Raw genomic sequence first — 17497 nt, 5'->3', positions numbered from 1 at the left:
GCCCGAGCCGGGCAACTGCCGCTAGACACAAGAAGTCTTGGTCCGGCGACCGGCTCACGGGTGATGACGATGACGGTACGATTCCGTCTGCTCGGCCCTGTTGGCGTGACGGTGGACGACCGCGCGGTCGCACTCGGCCATCAGCAGTTGCGCTGCATGGCGGCGGTGTTGCTGACCGAGGCCAACCAGACGGTCGCGATGGACGAGCTCATCGACCGCGTCTGGCCCGAGGGCGCGCTCCCCCGGCAGCCGCGCCGGGCGGTGCAGCACAACATTCCGTTGCTGCGCAAGGTGCTCGCTCCGATTCCGGAGGTCGCGCTCACCCGCAACGGCTGCGGTTACCGGCTTTCCGTCGAACCGGACGCGATCGATCTGCACCGTTTCCACGCACTGCTGGAACAGGCCCGCAACGCACCGCAACGCGACTCCCACGCGGACCAGTTCGCCGCGACCGCCCTGGAACAGGCGCTGTCCTTGTGGCAAGGCAAGCCCTTCTCCGATCTCGCCGCCGCGGCCGACATCCCGTGGCTGTGCTCGCTGCGCGCCGCGCTGACCGCACGCCAGCGAACCGCCCGCCTCGACCTGACCGATATCCGGCTGCGCCAAGGCAACCACGCCGAACTGCTCGCCGAACTGGCAGCCGACACCGCGAGTCACCCGTTCGACGAACGCCTCGCCGGGCAGTACCTGCTGGCCCTCTACCGCAGCCGCCGCCAAGCCGAGGCGCTGCAGCATTACCATCGCCTGCAACGCGTTCTGGCCGACGAGCTCGGCACCGACCCCAGCCGTCCGCTCCGTCAGCTGCACGAGCAGATCCTCGCCGCCGATCCCGCGCTGGCCGCGCCCGCGCCGGAACCCGCGACCCGGCCACCGGTCCCCCGGCAACTGCCGTGCCCGCCTCGGCTGTTCACCGGCCGCAGCGGCGAACTCGTCCAACTGGACCGGCACATGGACCTGGCTGGCACGGTGGCCATCGGCGGCACCGGCGGGATCGGCAAAACCTGGCTGGCGCTGCACTGGGCGCATCAGCGGCTCAGCCGGTTCCCGGACGGGCAACTTCACGTCAACCTGCACGGTTTCGATCCCACCGGGCAGCCCGTGGCCGCTGCCGAGGCAGTGCGCGGATTCCTGGACGCCCTCGGCGTTGTCCCGTCCGCGATCCCCGTCGACTTGGAAGCGCAGATCGGGCTCTACCGCAGCCTGCTGGCCGGGAAACGGATGCTGCTCGTACTGGACAACGCCCGCGACATCGACCAGGTCACGCCGCTGCTGCCGGGCACTCCCACCTGCACCGTCCTGATCACCAGCCGCCGCCATCTGGTCGGCCTCGCCGCGCTGTACGGCGTCCACCTGCTCAACCTGGACGTGCTCCCGGACTCCGACGCCCGGGAACTCCTGGCCGGACACCTCGGTCCGGAGCGGCTTGCCGCCGAACCGGACACGGTCGCCGACCTGCTCACGATGTGCGCCGGGTTGCCGCTGGCAGTCCGGATCGTGGCCGCCCGCGCCCAGCACCACCCGACGTTCCCGCTGGCAGTGCTGGCCGAGGAACTGCGCGACGCCTCTGCCCGGCTGGACGGCCTGAACGCCGGTGGCCTGCGCGTGAATCTGCGCGCGGTGCTGTCCTGGTCAGTACGGGCACTCAGCCCGCAAGCGACGCGGCTTTTCGGTCTATTGGGCATCGCTCCCGGCCCGGACATCAGCCTGGCCGCCGCCGAGGCTTTGGCGGCACTTCCCGCTGCCCAACTGCGAACGGTCCTGCGCGAGTTGGAGATCGCCTCCCTGGTACAGCAACACGTTCCGGGCCGGTACCGGATGCATGACCTGGTCCGCTTGTACGCCAGCGAAACCGCCCAGCACACCCTCGCCGAAGACGCGCGCGACGCGGCTCTGCGGCGAATCCTGTACTTCTACACGCACACCGCCCACGCCGCCGACCGGCTGCTGAACCCGCGCCAGGACTCGGTCCCGCTCGATCCGCCCGCACCGGATGTCCTGCTCCATCCGCTGCCCGACGCGCTGGCGGTTCTGGCCTGGTGCAACACGGAGCACGCTTGCCTGCTCGCCGCGCAGCACACCGCGACCACGCTCGAACGGAACCCCGCCGGTTGGCAACTGGCCTGGGCGCTGGAGACTTTCCAAGTCCGGCTGTCCCGGCTCTACGACCGCCTCGCCCGGTGGCAGGCCCCGCCGGGTCTCGCTACGGCTCCTCGCCGAGGTAGCGCGTCTGGTCCTTCTGCTGGTTGACCTCCGCCGCGTAATACTCCTCCGCCAGCTGATGCGTGCGACGCTCGATCAACCCCAGCTGGGTCGCCAACTCCTGCCCCGCCTCGCCCCGATGCGCGGCGAACCACCTCGGCAAGTTGAGATACGTCTGAACCGACAACGGCAAATCCGTCCGCGCCAGCAACAACACCCGATGCTGCAAATCCGGATTCCCCGCCAGCCGTCGAGGATCCGCGAGCAGATCCGACAACATCTCCGCCACTCGCCGCACCGCGTCCATAGTGGACTCCGGAAGCCGACCAGAAGCCGTCTGTACCAAAGTGTCCAGCGAGGAGCGGACCTCGGCTGCCTCGACCGACGGGTCGACAACCAGCCGCACCTTCTCCGGCGGGCCTAGCAGCGCGCCCGCCGCGTAAAGGACGGCGAGGACCACGAACATCAGCCACAACGGACCGATCACACCGGTCACGTACAGCAGCAGCCCGGTCAGCGCGCCGACGCAGCCGAAGAGGTTCTTGGTGGAGCCGAACCAGCGTCTCATTGGTACCCGCGAATCTCCTGGAACACGCTGGCCAACTGCACGTTCCTGGCGTCGAAGACCTTGCCGCCGGTCAGTGCGGCGACCTGGCCGAGTTCGTCGCCGCTGCCCTCGCCGAACAGGACCGTGAACACCGGGATCTGCCGCATCGCGGGCGGCAGCGCGCCGAACGCCGCCTTGAACGCGGCGAGGTCCGAGCCGTTCTCGTTCTGGCCGTCGGTCATCAGCACGATCGAGTTGAAGCGGTCCGGATCCTTCGCGACGAGCGGCTCCAGCACCTGGTACCCGTGCCGCAGGGTGTCGTAGATGGCCGTGCCGCCGTTGGCCGTCAGACCGCCGACGTAGTCCTTGATCTTCGCCAGTTCGGGCTGCGGGTACTGCTCGGGCACGGTGAACGTCGTCGGCATCCCCGGCTGGGTGTTGAACGGCAGCATCGTGACCTCTTCCCGGCTGCGGAACTGCCGGTAGCGGCCGACCAGCGAACTGTCCGCGCCGGTGAGCCCGGACAACGCCGAACGCAGCGCCTCGATCCGGCCGTCCCGCATCGACCCCGACGTGTCCAGCAGGTACAACGTCCGCGACGGGCGGCGGATCTTGCTGAAGTAAGCGGAAAGCAGCGCGTCGACCGCCTGCTGGGTCGCCGGGAACGGAAGCTCCACCAGGTCGTGTGAAGCGAACTGCTGCCCGAGCTGTACGCCAGGGACAGCCGGGCGACGCTGCGTCGTGGTCATGATCCGGCGCTGCACATCGGGCGTGCGCAGATAGTCCGAGAGCTTCTGGTGCGCCGTGCGCGCGGCGTCGCTCGCGCCGTTGAGCAGGGTGAGCGGGTAGTCGGCGGTGACGACGCCGTCCGCCGGGTAGATCAGCGTCAGCGGCTGCGGCAGCTTGCCCGAGGCGTTCAACGACAGCAGGACGGACTCGTAATTGACCAGCCCGTCGACCTTCTGCCCGGGATCCTGCCCGCTCGCCCGCTTTTGGAACGCATCGGACAGCCAGCCCGACGAGCCCGCCGACATCTGCTGCGCGCTGAAGAACTGCGTGAGCTGCGGCGTGACCGCCTCGATCTGCTTCGCATCGATCGCCGTGCCCGCGCCGGCGAGCGCCGAAGCGACCCCGACGAGCGCGGAGAACCCGGAGTTCGACGCCGACGGGTCGGTCATCCCGTAGCTGAGCTCTTTCTTCCCGGCCGCCACGGCGATGTCGCCCCAGGTCGGCGATTTCTTGTCCCAGCCGAGCCGCTGCGCGACCGGTGCCGAGAGCCCGAGCACCACCGGCGAACGCATGATCTTCGCCTGGTTGCCGAGCCGTTTGTTCGCGTCGGGAATGCCTGCCGGGTAACGGTTCGAGGAGAACCACACCGCGTCGTACTTCCCGTCGACACTGCCCTTCGCGAGCGCCTCCGCGCCTTCCAGCGTGCCGGTGAAAGTGAACTTGACCCGCACCCCGGTCGCCTTCGCGGCTTCATCGAGGACCGGCTGCAGGTCGGCCAGCTCGCTGCCCGCGAACACCCGCAAGGTGTCCGCCGCGGGCTGGCCCGGATCGGCCGGTTCCGCCGACGAACAACCAGTCACCAGCAGCGCGGCGGCCAGCGCCAGTACGCCGAGTCTTCTCACAGCTCCCCCTCGTGCGACCGGCGCAGCCGATCCTCCGCGCGACGCAGCTCCCCGGACAGGGATTCCACAGTGGACGCCATCCGCGACACAGCTTCGGCCTTGAACCCGTCGATCGCGTCGAACGCCGAATAGATCCGGTCGAACGACTCGCGCAGGGTGTCGACCGCGATCGCCGGGTCGCTCGAAGCCTTGCGGATTTCCTCGCTCTGCGACTGCAACAGCTCCGCGTTCGCCCGCAGCAGGCCGTTGGTGGTCGCCTGCAACGCGTTGACCTCGTCGAGCACGTCACGCTGGTTGGCCAGCGCCGCGCTCACCAGCATCGCGACGCGCAGCGCGGAAACCGTCGTGGTCGCCGCCCGCTCGACGCCGCGGATCAGCTCGTCGTTGGTCCGCCGCACCAGATCGAGCGCGAGATACCCCTGTGCGCTCACGGCCAACTGCGTCAGCACATCCTGGTGCCGCTGCCGGATCGGATACAGCAGGTCGGCGCGCAAAGCGTTGGCGTGCGCGGGATCCGTCAGATCGAAGACGCCCGCCTGCCGATCGATCGCCCCGTCGACCGCCTCAGCGAACGCGGCGGCCTCGGCCAGTTTGCCCAGTGTCGCCCAAAGCCGCTCGCGTTCGCCCTTGATCGCCGCGTTGTCGCGCCGCAGGACGTCCTGCCGCACGCGCAACTCGCGGACCAGCGCGTTCACCGGCTCGTTCGCCGCCCGATACCGGTCAAGCGCCCGCTTCGCACTGGCCGCCGCCGGGAAGATCCCGAGCAGTTTGCGGCCAGTGATCGGCAGCTTCGCCGGATCGAGTTCCGCGACCGTGCGGCGCAACTCGGTCAGGCTGGTCGTCACTTCCTGTTGCGGCGAACGAGCAGCGTCGAGTGCCTTTGTCGACCGGTCCAGCATCGTGCCCGCGACGGTCGCCGCCGTGCGCATGTCCGCCTCGCCGACCGCGAGGATTTCGTCAAGCAGCGCAGTGAACTCGGGTGACTTTACGTCGAGCGCTTCGAGCCGCGAGGCGAATTCTTCGGCCCGCTGGGAAATCCCGGCCCGGGTGTCGTCGCCGAGCGTGATGAGGCCAGCCGCGCGTTCCACGGGCACCGCCGCCACCGGTTCCGGCGGGGTGAGGGTGAATTCGTCCATCAGTACTGCTTCTGGATCGCGTCGAGCATGCGTTCCAGGGTCTCGAAACTCGGCGGCTCGACGGCGTCGACGAGCTCGCCCGGCACCTTGGCCCGCGCGGCGACCTCGCGGAACACCTGGGGATTCGTCGTACGGAACCCGAAGGCGGCGGCGAGCTTGCCGAGCTCCGGATCCGTCGACAGCGCCTGGCCGACCTTGTTTCCGTTGGCGGAGAACGGAACCAGGGTATGCTTGGAATACACCGTCGGCGCCGTGTAAAGCATCCGCATGTCCGGCCGAATCGAGCCGTCGTTCCGCAGCACCCGGTCGACGTACTGCGATTCGTAGATCAACGCGAGCGGCGTCTTGCCCATGCCCGCCGAAAGGTAATCCTCGAACGGCCCCTCGGTGCTGTTCTGGGTATACCCCTGGTCCAGGAACAACTTCGCGACCTGCGGCAGCACCTTCGCCTCCTGGTCCGGACTGGAGACGACATTGTTCCCGTTGGCCACGAACGAAACGATCGACAGATACATCGCCGCGGAATTGGACTCGCGCGGGTCGGTAGTGGTCACGAGGACGTTCTTGCGCACCGGGTAGGCCGTGTTGTTCGGCAGCTGATCCCAGCGGGTGCCCGCGAGCTGCAGGTACTTCGCGATGTCGAGCACCTGGTAGTCGCCCGCGCCCTTGTGCACCACGCCGTTGCCGCTCAGCAGCTGCACGATCGGCTCGAACGTCGCGACCGCCATCGGCGACTGGAACGGCGTGTAGACCGTCGTGACCTTCTTGTCGCGCTGGATCTTCTGCGCCGCCGGCGACGAGGAGGGGAACGCGAACTCGTACTTCCCGAGGTCCACGGCAGTCGCGATCTGCCGCGACCCCGCGGTGTCGACCTCGACCTTCAGCCCCTGTTTGGCGAACGCGTCCACCACCCGCTGATCAGTGAAGAAAGCCTGCTTCTCCGACCCGATCACCCCGCGCACGACGGTAATCCCGCCGCCGGCCGCGCGGTCGTCGCCGGACCGCCCCCAGACGACCACCCCCACCACGGCGAGCACCAAAACCACAGCCAGCCCGATCGACAACCGGCGCTTCACGACCCACCCTCTCGCACGTCCCCCGACGCGTTCTTCCCGAATCCTTCAGCTTTTGACGCCCGGCACGGGGATTTCGGCGTGAACGGTCGATGAACAACCGGGGTCTTTGGTGGCGCGGTGGCGGAATCCGTTTGGCGGCGGGGATTTTCTTACGCCGGGAGGTCGTCGAGGCTGATCCGGAACCAGTCGTCTCCGCTCACGAGGTGCAGCTCCGCGCCCCTCCCGAATACCCTCGCCTGCCGCGGCACCTCTTGTCCGTCGGGCAGAACGAGCCGGTACTCGCCGGTCACCCGGAAGCGGCCGTCGTCCAGGACCCCGGCCACCAGCCGATCACGCAACGGCTCGTAGCCGCCGTACAACGCCACCCGGGAACCGTGCACTGCCAAGGCGGTGGCACCGCTGATGCCGTTGGTCCACCCGGTCACGCCGTCGTCGCGGATCCGGACGACGGGCCAATCGGTGTAGTAGCACGTCCAGGCGGTGTCGCCGTCGACGTTGAGTGCGTAGCAATCCAGAAAGTTGCCCCACGCCGCCCGGACGGACCCGGGGTAATGCCATTCCTCAGCCAAGCCGGCCGAGAACCGGACCAACCCGCTCTGGCCGACGGGAGACGCGGCGCCGTCGCCGCCCCAGCCGTTCGAGCCGAGGACGCCTTCGTCGAAGTAGCCGACCCAGGTCTCGCCGCTCCGCGTGGTCTGCACGTGCAGGATGCCGTCGCCGAAGGTCTGCTCGGCCAGCACCTCGCCGTCGAGGCCGTAGACGATCGCGTTGCGGTCCGGGCTTTCCGGCCGCCACGTGCACCGGGCGCCGACCACCAGCACGCGACCGTCCGGCAGCGGCTGCACCTGCGGGTACGCGAGCCGAAGATCAGGAATCCGCGCGGCGACCGCCATCTCCGGCACGTGCACGGTCACCCGCACCGCCGTCGGCCGCGACTCGGGCGCGCGCGGAAACCTCTCCAGTTGGTTCCCGGGGGCCGACCACAGCGCCATCAACTCGCCGAACGGCCCGATCGACTCCGAAATCCGCACATCTCCCCGCTGCGGCGGCACGATTCGCGCATGGTGCCAGACAGGAACAGTCGGCAGCGCCAAGACCTTCGCCCGGCGCTCGGCGTACTTCCGCTCCCGCTCTCGCATCCGGGTATCCGACCACGCTCAAGTCCGCGAACTCCACCGAATTCCCCCGAACCGCGCGAGGGTCAAGGCGATCCACGGCCGAAGCGAAGATAGTTCCGGACGGAATCCGCCTCCGACGAGCCGATGCGGTCGAAGATCTCCAGCGCGGCGCGCAGGCAGTCGCGCGCGGCATCCTGATCGCCACGCGAAAGCGCGCAGCGGCCGAGCCCGGCCAAGGCCTGTGCCTCTTCCAGCGGGCTGTTCACCTCGCGAGCCAGCGGCAGCGCGCTCCGGTACCGCTCGCCCGCGTACTCCGCCTGCCCGGTCGCCAGCAGCAGCGCGCCCATGTGGTTCAGCGTCTCGGCTTTGCCGAGCTGGTTGCCCAGCTCGGAGAAGATGTCCAAGGCCTCGGTGTGGCACTTTTCCGCGGACTCGAGTTCCCCGAGAAGACGCAGCGCCGCACCGAGTTCGTTGAGTCCGAACCCTTCGCCGAGCCGGTCGCCCAGCGCGCGGGAGATCGCCAGCGCCTCGTTGTGCGCGGCGGCCGCTTTCCGCGGTTCGCCGATCATCCGCCAGGCCACGGCGAGGCTGTTGAGCGCGAACGATTCGTGGAAACCGTCGCCGAGCCTGCGGAAGCCGCCGACCGCGCGGGTGTTCGCGTCGACCGCGCCGGGGAAATCGCCGATCGCCCGCCGCGCGACCCCCAGTTCGTTCCAGGCGTCCGCCTGCCCCAGAAGGTCGTCCAGCTCCTCGTAAATGCTCAAGGCGTGCTCGTGCGAGCCGACCGCGGCCCGGTAGTCGCCGTTGACCAGATACAGGATGCCCAGTTCGTTGCGTGCGTGTGCTTCCCCGCTGCGATCGCCGAGTTTCATCGCCATGGCGAGCGCGCGCTGGAAGGCCTCGGCGGCGCCGGGATAGTCGTCGAGGCAGCGCCGCACAGCCCCGAGCTGACTGAGTGCGGCAGCCTGTCCCGCCTCGTCTCCCAGCGCCGTGTAACTCTCCAGGGCGGCAGTGTGCGACGCGGCCGCGGACTGGTAGTCGCCGATGCGCCGCTGCACGCCTCCCAGATGGTTCAACGCGCGCGCCCGCGCCGCCTCGTCGCTGTTGTGCTCCGCCGCGCGCACCGCCGACTGGTGCAGCCGCGACGCCCGGTCCCACGGCCCGGCGATATAGAGGAATTTGGCCAGGCACGCCGACAAATCGACGACCTGCTGATGCCAGCCGTGCCGGATGGCGTGGTCGGCGCAGGCGAGCAGGTTGACAGACTCGACCCGCATCCACCGCCACGCCTCGATGCTGTTGGCCACCCGGGTGTCGCGGGCCGCCCGCCGCCGGAGCGACCGGGTTTCCCGGAGCCCGTCGGTGGTCACGTCCTTGGCGATGCGCGCGGCCGCGTCGGCGGCGGTGTCGCAGTAGTAGTCGAAAAGCCTGCCGACCGCTCGTTCCGCCTCCTGCTGGCCGTCCTTGTGGCTGAGGTTCCGGGAGTACTCGCGGATCAGGTCGTGCATCCGGTAGCGGTCGAAGGCCGGCTCCTCGAGCATGTGGTCGTCGTAGAGGGCGCCGAGGTGCGCACCGGCCTCGGCCACCGGAATGTCCGCCATCGCCGCCGTCGCGTGCGCGTCGAGTTCCGGCCCCGGGTGCAGGCCGACGCGGCGGAAGAACCGTTGCTGGCCGGGGCCGAGTTCGCGGTAGGACAAATCGAAGGCCGCGGCCACCTCGATGTCCTCCGCGCGCAGCCGCCCGAGCCGGTCGTGCGTCGAGTCCAGTTCGTCAGCCAGGTCGGTCACTGTCCACTGTGGACGGCTGCGGAGCCGTCCCGCCAGCAGCGTCACCGCCAGCGGCAGCCATCCGCACAGCCGCACGACCCGCTCGACCGCTTCGCTCTCCTCGGGCCGGACCGGCCTGCCCGAAAGCCGCACGAACAACGCCGACGCCTCCTCGGCCGGCAGGACGTCGAGCGCCAGCGAAACCGCCCCGTCCAGGGCGATGAGCCTGCGGCGGCTGGTGATGATCACCAGCGATCCGGCCGTCGCGGGCAGCAGCGGTTCGACCTGCTGGTGGCTCAGCGCGTCGTCCAGGATCAGCAGCGCCCGCTTGTCCGCCAGCCGGTCGCGCCACAGCGCCGCCCTGGCGTCCAGCTCCGCGGGCATCTGCTGTGCGGTCACCCCGATCAGGGTCAGCAGCGACGCGAGCGCGTCCGCCGGTCCGACCGGCCGCTCGCCCGGGGTGTGCCCGTGCAGCCGCAGGAACAGCTGCGCGTCCGGGAACCGGTCCGCGAGAAGGTGGCCCGCGTGCACGGCGAGCGCGGTTTTCCCGACTCCGGCCATGCCGTCGATCGCGTGAATGGCCACCATGCGGCCGGTTTGGACCGCGTCGGCGACCTCGTTGAGCACGTTCTCCAGTTCCGCGGCCCGGCCGGTGAACGCGGGAGCGTCGCGGGGAAGCGTGCGTTTCGCCAGCTGGCCGTTCACGCCGCCTTCCCGCTCCGGCGGGTACCGGAAAGGCTGGTCGGCGGGCGGAGCGAGGAGGCCCGGGGGTTCGCCGGTCCCGTCGGCGGGCCACGGATCGCCGGGCAGGCTCACCCAGCCGGTCGTCCGGCCTTCCCGCAGCGGCACCGCGAAAGGCCGGGAGTTCTCCGCGCGCCCGCTCTGGCTGTGCCGCACGACCTCGTCGAAGAACCACGTCGAGACCATCATCGCGAGAACGCTCGAGGACCCGGCCAGCGCGGACTTCAGCGCAGGCGAATCAACCAGCCGGAAAGCCAGCACGACCGCGTTCGACGTCACGCCGTGCTGGTCGTAGTGGACCTCGCCGGCGTGCACCGCCAGCCGCAACCGGATCTGTTCTTCCGCGGCGGCGACCCGGTTGTGGACCTCCAGGGTTTCGACGATCGCGCCGGGAAGCGATTCGGTGAACGCCGCCTTCGGCACTTCCGGGGGAGCGAGCACCAGCACCCCGTCGCCCCGGTCCTCGTGGTAGCACGCCTCCCAGGGGATGCCGGCTTCCCGGAACGCCCGGCGCAGCGTCTGGTACATCGCGTCGCGCACGGACAGCTGGTTCCGGTTGGTCCGGCTCCGGTCGCTGAACCCTTCGACGTCGGCGACGAGAATCGTCCGGTGCACCGCCGCCGGGCGCGACCGGCCGCCGCCCTGCCCGGGCAGCAGGCCGAGGACGAACCGCTTGACCTGCCCGTAGACGAGCGACTCGCGGTCCTCGGGCTTGCAGATGCCCACGTGGTCCGCGTCCACCGGAATCGGGCGGACCCTCGGCAGCCCGGGATTGGCCGACGCCTCGTCCACCACCCGGACCCGGCGGGTCAGGCGCGTTTCGAAGAACACCAGGTTGGCGATGCCGGTCTCGTCCGCCCAATCCCGGTAGCGGTCGTTGAGCTGCCGCAAGTACGCGCCGTTGCGGCGCAGGTCCTCGACCGCGGGCGTGCCCCGGTACAGCACGCCCAGCGCGTCCACCGCCCGCGCCAGCCCGGAGCCCGTGTGCGGTGTGCTCAGGAAGACGACGCCCGTCGCCGCCTTCGCGAAGCACGCGAAATCGGTCCGGCTTTCAGCGGCGTGCAGCAGGATCTCCTTCACCAGCAGCCCGCCCATGCTGTGCGTGACGAAGCACAACGGACGCTCGCCGAGACCGGCGTTCCGCAGCTGCGCCATCAGGTTGACCGCCCGGTCCGGCACCGGCATCGACTGGCCGCGCCATCCGCTCGACCACGCCTCGTACCCAACGGTCCAGACCGCGACGCCGGCGAGGTCCGCGGCCAGCCACCGCGGCCAGAACGTGCCGTCCCCGCCGCAGCGCCACGACGCGCGGGCATCGCCGTCCAGTCCGTGGACGAAGACGACGTCCAGAACCGTCCGGCGCGGGACATGCACTGCCACGACCGCCGTCACTGCCGCTACTCCCCTGCGCGTCCGCCCTTCACGCCCCCAGCGCCGCCACCGGCCCGCCACCTCGAACGACCGGCATGGTCCGGGCAGATCGTTCCGTGCGTTCAACGGTCGCACGGTTTGTTGCCACTGGACAAGAGTTGCCCGATATCGCGCCCGTGCCGGTCCACGACGACACCCGGGTGCCTGAACTGCGAAAACAGTGGTATCGCTCCCGGATTTGTGGCTATCACATCGGTGGTTGCCGCACACGGTGCGGTTTTCCTTCTTCGCTGGGCCGGAGATATCGTCCGCGTATCGGAAACCGCATACGTGCTGGCAACATCGTTCTGCCTTGACTGGCACGCATGACCTACCGCGAACCGGCACGTGCCGCGGGGCCGCGGTCGCTGGTTCCGGCGACCGGCATCACGATCTACGGGTGCGGGCCCGACGAAGCCGCCTTGGTCCGGGAGGCGGTGTCTCGTTTGGGGGTGGCACCGGCTGTCACCTCGGCGGCGCTGTCGGAAGCCAACGTCGAGCTCGCCGCCGGGAATCGGTGCGTCAGTGTCAGCCACAAAACCCGCATCACCAACGCGACTCTCCACGCGCTCGGCGAGGTCGGGGTCAGATATCTCTCCACGCGGAGCATCGGGTGCAATCATCTCGACGTCGCGTACGCCGAGAAAATCGGCATCACGGTGGAAAATGTCGCATACTCGCCCGACAGCGTCGCTGACTACACGCTGATGTTGATGCTGATGGCCATCCGCAACGCGAAATCGCTCATCCGCCGGACGGATGCGCACGATTACCGGTTAAGCGATCTGCCGGGAAAAGAACTGCGCGACCTCACCGTCGGCGTCATCGGAACCGGACGGATCGGCGCGGCGGTCATCGACCGGCTGTGGGGTTTCGGCGGCCAGAAGCTGGCTTACGACCTCCGCCCGCGGACGTCGGCGGACTACGTTCCCCTCGACGATTTGCTGCGGCAGAGCGACATCGTCACCCTCCACACCCCGCTCACGCCCGAGACCCGCCACCTGCTGAACCGGCCGCGGATCGCGCAGCTGAAACCCGGGGCGATCGTCGTCAACACCGGCCGCGGCGGGCTGATCGACACCGAAGCCCTCCTGTCCGCACTGGAAAGCGGCAGGCTGGGCGGCGCGGCATTGGACGTCCTCGAAGGGGAGGAAGGGATGTTCTATGCCGACTGCCGCCGAAAACCGATCGAAAACACGAATCTGGCGCGGCTGCAGAAACTGCCGAACGTCCTGATCAGCCCGCACACCGCGTACTACACCGACCACGCCTTGCGCGACGCTGTGGAAAACAGTCTCCTCAACTGCCTGAATTTCGAAAGCTGGACGAACCATGACTAAACTCAAGGTCGGCGTCATCTTCGGGGGAATCTCCGAGGAACACCCCGTCTCGGTCAAATCCGCGCGCGAGGTCGCGAAGAACCTCGACCCGGAAAAGTACGAGCCGTACTGGATCGGGATCACCAAGGACGGCTCCTGGAAGCTGTGCGACGGACCCGGCGAAGCGTGGGAGGACGGCGGACGCCCGGCGATGCTGTCGCCGGACCGGAGCGTCCACGGGCTGCTCGTCGAGGACCAGGGGAAATACGAACCGGTCCGGCTGGACGTGGTGCTGCCGGTGCTGCACGGAAAGCTCGGCGAGGACGGCGCGACGCAGGGCCTCCTGGAGCTGTCCGGAATCCCGTACGCGGGCTGTGACGTGCAGAGTTCCGCGCTGTGCATGGACAAATCCCTCGCGTACCTGGTCGTCGACAGCGCGGGCATCGCCACGCCGAACTTCTGGGCCGGGACCGCGGCCGAGAACGTCGACGCCAGCAAGTTCACCTACCCCGTCTTCGTGAAACCGGCCCGGTCCGGTTCGTCGTTCGGCGTCACCAAGGTTTCGCGCGAGGAGGACTTGCCGGGCGCGATCGCTGAGGCAGCGCAGTTCGATTCCAAGGTGCTGATCGAGGAAGCGGTCGAAGGCAGCGAGGTGGGTTGCGCGGTGCTGGGCAACGGCGCGGAGCTGACAGTCGGCGAACCGGACCAGATCCGGCTGTCGCACGGCTTCTTCAAGATCCACCAGGAAGACAATCCCGAAAGCGGCTCCGAGAACTCGACCGTCCTCGTCCCCGCCGACATCTCCGGCCAGGCGCGCGCCCGCGTCCAGGCGACCGCCCAGACCATCTACCGCGCGCTGGGCTGCGCGGGCCTCGCCCGGGTCGACCTGTTCCTGCTGGAAGACGGCACCGCCATGCTGAACGAGGTCAACACCTTCCCCGGCCTGACCTCCTACAGCCGGTACCCGCGGATGATGGCGGCGGCCGGGTTGCCGTTCCCCGAAATGCTCGACCGGATGGTGTCGCTCGCGTTGGCCAGGGAGCCGCGATGAAGCACGGTTTCGCCTTCCTGGACGAGGCCGCGCCCGGGATCCGCTGGGACGCCAAGTACGCCACCTGGGACAACTTCACCGGCAAACCCGTCGACGGTTACCTCGCGAACCGGATCGTCGGCACCCACGCCTTGTGCACCGCCCTCCAAAGCGCCCAGGACAAAGCCGCGACGCTGGGCTTCGGCCTGCTGATCTGGGACGGCTACCGGCCACAGCGCGCGGTCGACTGCTTCCTGCGCTGGGCGGAACAGCCCGAAGACGGCCGCACAAAACGCCAGCACTACCCGAACCTCAACCGATCGCAGATGTTCGAAAACGGCTACGTGGCAACCAAATCCGGCCACACCCGAGGCAGCACAGCCGATCTGACGCTGTATCGCCTGGACACCGGCGAACTCCTCCCCATGGGCGGCGGCTTCGACCTGATGGACGTCGTCTCACACCACGGCGCACCCAGCATCACCGCGACCGAGGCAGCGAACCGCGAACACCTCCGGTCCATTATGGAGGACTGCGGTTTCGCCGCCTACGAAGCCGAATGGTGGCACTACACGCTGAAGGACGAGCCCTATCCAGACACGTACTTCGATTTCCTCGTCGCGTAGATGGAAACCAGAGCACCACGCGTGGTCGTCGCCGGAGGCCATTCCGCCGGGCACATCGAGCCCGCGATGAACTTCGCCGACGCACTGCGAAAGCTGGCCCCCGCCGCCGAGGTCACCGCGCTCGGCACCGTCCGCGGCCTGGACACCACGCTCATCCCGGCCCGCGGCTACCCGCTCGAACTCATCCCTCCCGCGCCGCTGCCGCGCAAGGCAACCCGGGCCCTCCTGAAGACGCCGTCCCGGTTGCGCGATTCGATCCGCGCCGCCGGAGCGGTCCTCGACCAGGTCAAGGCAGACGTCGTAGTGGGTTTCGGCGGCTACGTCGCCGCCCCGGCTTACCTCGCCGCCCGCCAGCGACGCCTGCCCATCGTGATCCACGAGGCGAACGTCCGTCCCGGCGCAGCCAATCGGCTGGCCGCCCGGATGACGACGCACGTGTACACCGCCTCCCCGGACGTCCGGCTGAAACACAGCACCGCGATCGGCATCCCACTGCGACCGGCGATCACCGGACTCGACCGCCTCGCGACCCGCGAGGCAGCTCGACGGAAGTTCGGCCTCCGCCCCGACGGCCCAGTTCTGCTGGTCACCGGCGGCTCGCAAGGCGCCACCGCGATCAACGCCGCCGCCTCCGGTGCAGCTGAACAGCTGAAAGCAGCCGGGGTCCAAGTCCTGCACATCACCGGCCCACAGCACACCGTCGAAGCGAACGACCCGTCGTATGCAGTCCTGCCGTTTGTCGACGAAATGCAGTACGCCTACGCCGCAGCTGACTTCGCGATCTGCCGCTCAGGCGCGATGACCTGCGCGGAACTGGCCGCCGTCGGACTGCCAGCCGCGTTCGTCCCGCTCCCGGACCGCGGCGGCGAGCAACGCCTGAACGCCGGACCAGTCGTCGCAGCGGGTGGCGCACTGCTCGTCAACGACGCCGACCTCACCCCTGCTTGGATCGAAGCCACGCTCATCCCGATCCTCTCCGACCCGGCCCGTATCGCGGCGATGTCCGCCCGCGCCTCCGCGACCGGAGCGCCCAACGCCGACACCGTCCTAGCCCGGCACGTCCTGACGATCGCCGAACGACATCGCCCCGCCAGGTAGCCGCACCGTCACGCGAAGCCCGCCAGCAACACCCGGCGCGAGAGAAAGAGTCCCGTCATGCGCCTGCGCGATGCTCTTCACGATCGCCAGCCCAAGACCGACCCCGGCGTGGTCACGACGGATCCGCTCGGTACCGCGCTGGAACGGCTCGGTGAACGTCCAGATCTTCTCCGGGCTGACCTCCTCCCCGGTGTTTTCCACGGTGAGCGTGCTCGCCGTCGCGGAGGCAGTGGCGCGAAGCTGCACCGTCCCGCCTTCCGGCAGATTGTGGACGACGGCGTTGTGCAGCAGATTCGTCGTCAACTGCAGCAGCAGCGCACGCGACCCGCGAACGGCAGTGATGTCTCCCGAAGTCTCGATCACGACCCCGTGCTTCTCGGCCAGCGGGAGAAGCGTCTCGGCGGCTTCCTCGGCCAGAAGCGACAGATCGACCGGTTCCCGGGTGAAGGACCGCTGATCCGCGCGGCTGAGCAGCAGCAAGGCTTCGGTGAGCTCGATCGCCCGGGCGTTCACGACGCGGAGACGTTCGTGGAGTTCGCCGACGTCGCGATCCGGGTCGTTGCGGGCGACTTCGAGGAGGCTCTGCGTGATCGCCAGCGGGGTGCGCAGCTCGTGGGAGGCGTTGGCGGCGAATCTGCGCTGTTCGGCGACGTGCGCGTCGAGGCGGGCGAGCATGGCGTCGAAGCTGTCGGCGAGCTCGCGGAACTCGTCGTCGCGGCCTTCCAGTTCGATCCGGTGGGCGAGCGACCCGGTCGAGGCGTGCCGGGTCGCGGCGGTGATCCGGGTCAGCGGGGCGAGCATGCGCCCGGCCAGGACCCAGCCGCCCAGCAGGCCGAACACCAGCAGGAGCAGCATCACGACGGCCGCGTCGGGCGCGAAGTCCTTGATCAGGTCGCGGCCGGACGGAGCCATCACCACCGGCATCACTTCCAGCGCCCGTTCCTGGTAGTTCAGCAGGAACAGGCCCACCGCGCCGAGCAGCAGCGTGCCGGCCAGCATGAGGAACCCGGCGTAGCTGAGGGTCAGTTTGAGCCGGACGCTCATCCCCGGCTCGCGGATCATCCGCGAGCCGATCCGTCGTCGATCCGGTAGCCGACCCCGGGGACGGTCGCGACCAGCCACGGTTCGCCGAGCCGTTTGCGCAGCGCCGAGACCGTGATGCGGACCGCGTTGGTGAACGGGTCCGCGTTCTCGTCCCAGGCCCGCTCGAGGAGCTCTTCGGCGCTGACCACGCCGCCCTCGGCCGCGACCAAGACCTCGAGGACGGCGAATTGTTTCCGGGTCAGCGCGACGTACCGGCCGTCCCGGTAGACCTCGCGGCGGAACGGGTCCAGCTTCAGTCCGGCGATTTCCCGGACCGGCGGCCGGTTGTGCGCGCGCCTGCGGTCGAGCGCGCGCAGCCGGAGCACGAGTTCCCGCAGCTCGAACGGTTTGGTGAGGTAGTCGTCGGCGCCGAGTTCGAAGCCGGAGACCTTGTCGTCGAGCCGGTCGGCGGCGGTGAGCATCAGGATCGGCATGCCGCTGCCGGACGCGACGACGCGTTTCGCGATCTCGTCGCCGGACGGGCCGGGGATGTCCCGGTCGAGCACCGCCATGTCGTAAGCGTTGACGCTGAGCATTTCCAACGCGGTGTCCCCGTCCCCGGCGAGGTCGGCCGCGATCGCTTCCAGGCGCAGTCCGTCCCGAATGGCCTCGGCCAGGTACGGCTCGTCCTCGACGATCAGCACACGCATGCCGTCGATGCTACGAGCAGACGCGTATCGCTGGCATATCCGAAACCGCGTACACGCCGGCAACACC

The 17497-nt window shown here is 69.1% G+C and carries 13 protein-coding genes; 5 read left to right on the top strand and 8 right to left on the bottom strand.

The genetic code is table 11. The annotated features are described in order from the left end of the window. Positions 1-69: 69 nt before the first annotated feature. On the top strand, positions 70-2247 hold the full coding sequence (locus ACFORO_RS04065) for an AfsR/SARP family transcriptional regulator (RefSeq protein ID WP_377869539.1): 2178 nt from the start codon (positions 70-72) through the stop codon (positions 2245-2247). Here the strand turns inward: ACFORO_RS04065 and ACFORO_RS04060 are convergent. From ACFORO_RS04060 to ACFORO_RS04035, 6 genes are all read right to left on the bottom strand, one after another. After that, positions 2201-2767: a hypothetical protein gene (locus ACFORO_RS04060; protein WP_377869538.1), complete on the bottom strand. Its 567-nt coding sequence runs from the start codon at positions 2765-2767 to the stop codon at positions 2201-2203. The two genes, ACFORO_RS04065 and ACFORO_RS04060, sit on opposite strands and share 47 nt — an antisense overlap. Beyond that, complete coding sequence (locus ACFORO_RS04055) at positions 2764-4377, bottom strand: vWA domain-containing protein (RefSeq protein WP_377869537.1); 1614 nt, start codon at positions 4375-4377, stop codon at positions 2764-2766. The genes ACFORO_RS04060 and ACFORO_RS04055 overlap by 4 nt, the downstream gene beginning before the upstream one ends. Further along, on the bottom strand, positions 4374-5513 hold the full coding sequence (locus tag ACFORO_RS04050) for a toxic anion resistance protein (RefSeq protein ID WP_377869536.1): 1140 nt from the start codon (positions 5511-5513) through the stop codon (positions 4374-4376). The genes ACFORO_RS04055 and ACFORO_RS04050 overlap by 4 nt, the downstream gene beginning before the upstream one ends. Next, on the bottom strand, positions 5513-6589 hold the full coding sequence (locus tag ACFORO_RS04045) for a hypothetical protein (RefSeq protein ID WP_377869535.1): 1077 nt from the start codon (positions 6587-6589) through the stop codon (positions 5513-5515). Before ACFORO_RS04045 ends, ACFORO_RS04050 begins: the two co-directional genes overlap by 1 nt. Positions 6590-6738: 149 nt before the next feature. Beyond that, positions 6739-7728 (bottom strand): hypothetical protein, encoded by a 990-nt coding sequence (locus ACFORO_RS04040; RefSeq protein WP_377869534.1) that lies wholly within the window; start codon positions 7726-7728, stop codon positions 6739-6741. 62 nt (positions 7729-7790) lie between these two features. Then, complete coding sequence (locus ACFORO_RS04035) at positions 7791-11606, bottom strand: tetratricopeptide repeat protein (protein WP_377869533.1); 3816 nt, start codon at positions 11604-11606, stop codon at positions 7791-7793. A gap of 344 nt (positions 11607-11950) precedes the next feature. On the opposite strand from ACFORO_RS04035, the gene ACFORO_RS04030 reads away from it, so the two are divergent. The 4 genes from ACFORO_RS04030 to ACFORO_RS04015 are packed head-to-tail and all read left to right on the top strand — an operon-like array spanning position 11951 to position 15697. Further along, positions 11951-12964: a D-isomer specific 2-hydroxyacid dehydrogenase family protein gene (locus ACFORO_RS04030; RefSeq protein WP_377869532.1), complete on the top strand. Its 1014-nt coding sequence runs from the start codon at positions 11951-11953 to the stop codon at positions 12962-12964. Next, positions 12957-13994 carry a D-alanine--(R)-lactate ligase gene (vanA, locus tag ACFORO_RS04025; RefSeq protein WP_377869531.1) on the top strand — a complete coding sequence of 346 codons (1038 nt, stop codon included), beginning with the start codon at positions 12957-12959 and terminating at the stop codon, positions 13992-13994. The genes ACFORO_RS04030 and vanA overlap by 8 nt, the downstream gene beginning before the upstream one ends. Continuing rightward, positions 13991-14599, top strand: a complete 609-nt coding sequence (vanX, locus tag ACFORO_RS04020) for a D-Ala-D-Ala dipeptidase VanX (protein ID WP_377869530.1) — start codon at positions 13991-13993, stop codon at positions 14597-14599. The genes vanA and vanX overlap by 4 nt, the downstream gene beginning before the upstream one ends. Beyond that, on the top strand, positions 14600-15697 hold the full coding sequence (locus tag ACFORO_RS04015; RefSeq protein ID WP_377869529.1) for a UDP-N-acetylglucosamine--N-acetylmuramyl-(pentapeptide) pyrophosphoryl-undecaprenol N-acetylglucosamine transferase: 1098 nt from the start codon (positions 14600-14602) through the stop codon (positions 15695-15697). Here the strand turns inward: ACFORO_RS04015 and ACFORO_RS04010 are convergent. Beyond that, positions 15647-16759: a sensor histidine kinase gene (locus ACFORO_RS04010; protein ID WP_377869528.1), complete on the bottom strand. Its 1113-nt coding sequence runs from the start codon at positions 16757-16759 to the stop codon at positions 15647-15649. The genes ACFORO_RS04015 and ACFORO_RS04010 overlap by 51 nt on opposite strands. Continuing rightward, positions 16756-17430 carry a response regulator transcription factor gene (locus tag ACFORO_RS04005; RefSeq protein ID WP_344269313.1) on the bottom strand — a complete coding sequence of 225 codons (675 nt, stop codon included), beginning with the start codon at positions 17428-17430 and terminating at the stop codon, positions 16756-16758. Before ACFORO_RS04005 ends, ACFORO_RS04010 begins: the two co-directional genes overlap by 4 nt. Positions 17431-17497 lie beyond the last annotated feature (67 nt).

The organism is Amycolatopsis halotolerans (genome assembly GCF_042647905.1).
GTDB lineage: Bacteria > Actinomycetota > Actinomycetes > Mycobacteriales > Pseudonocardiaceae > Amycolatopsis > Amycolatopsis halotolerans.
Note: the sequence above shows the minus strand (reverse complement) of the source record. Positions and strands in the feature narration are given on the sequence as shown.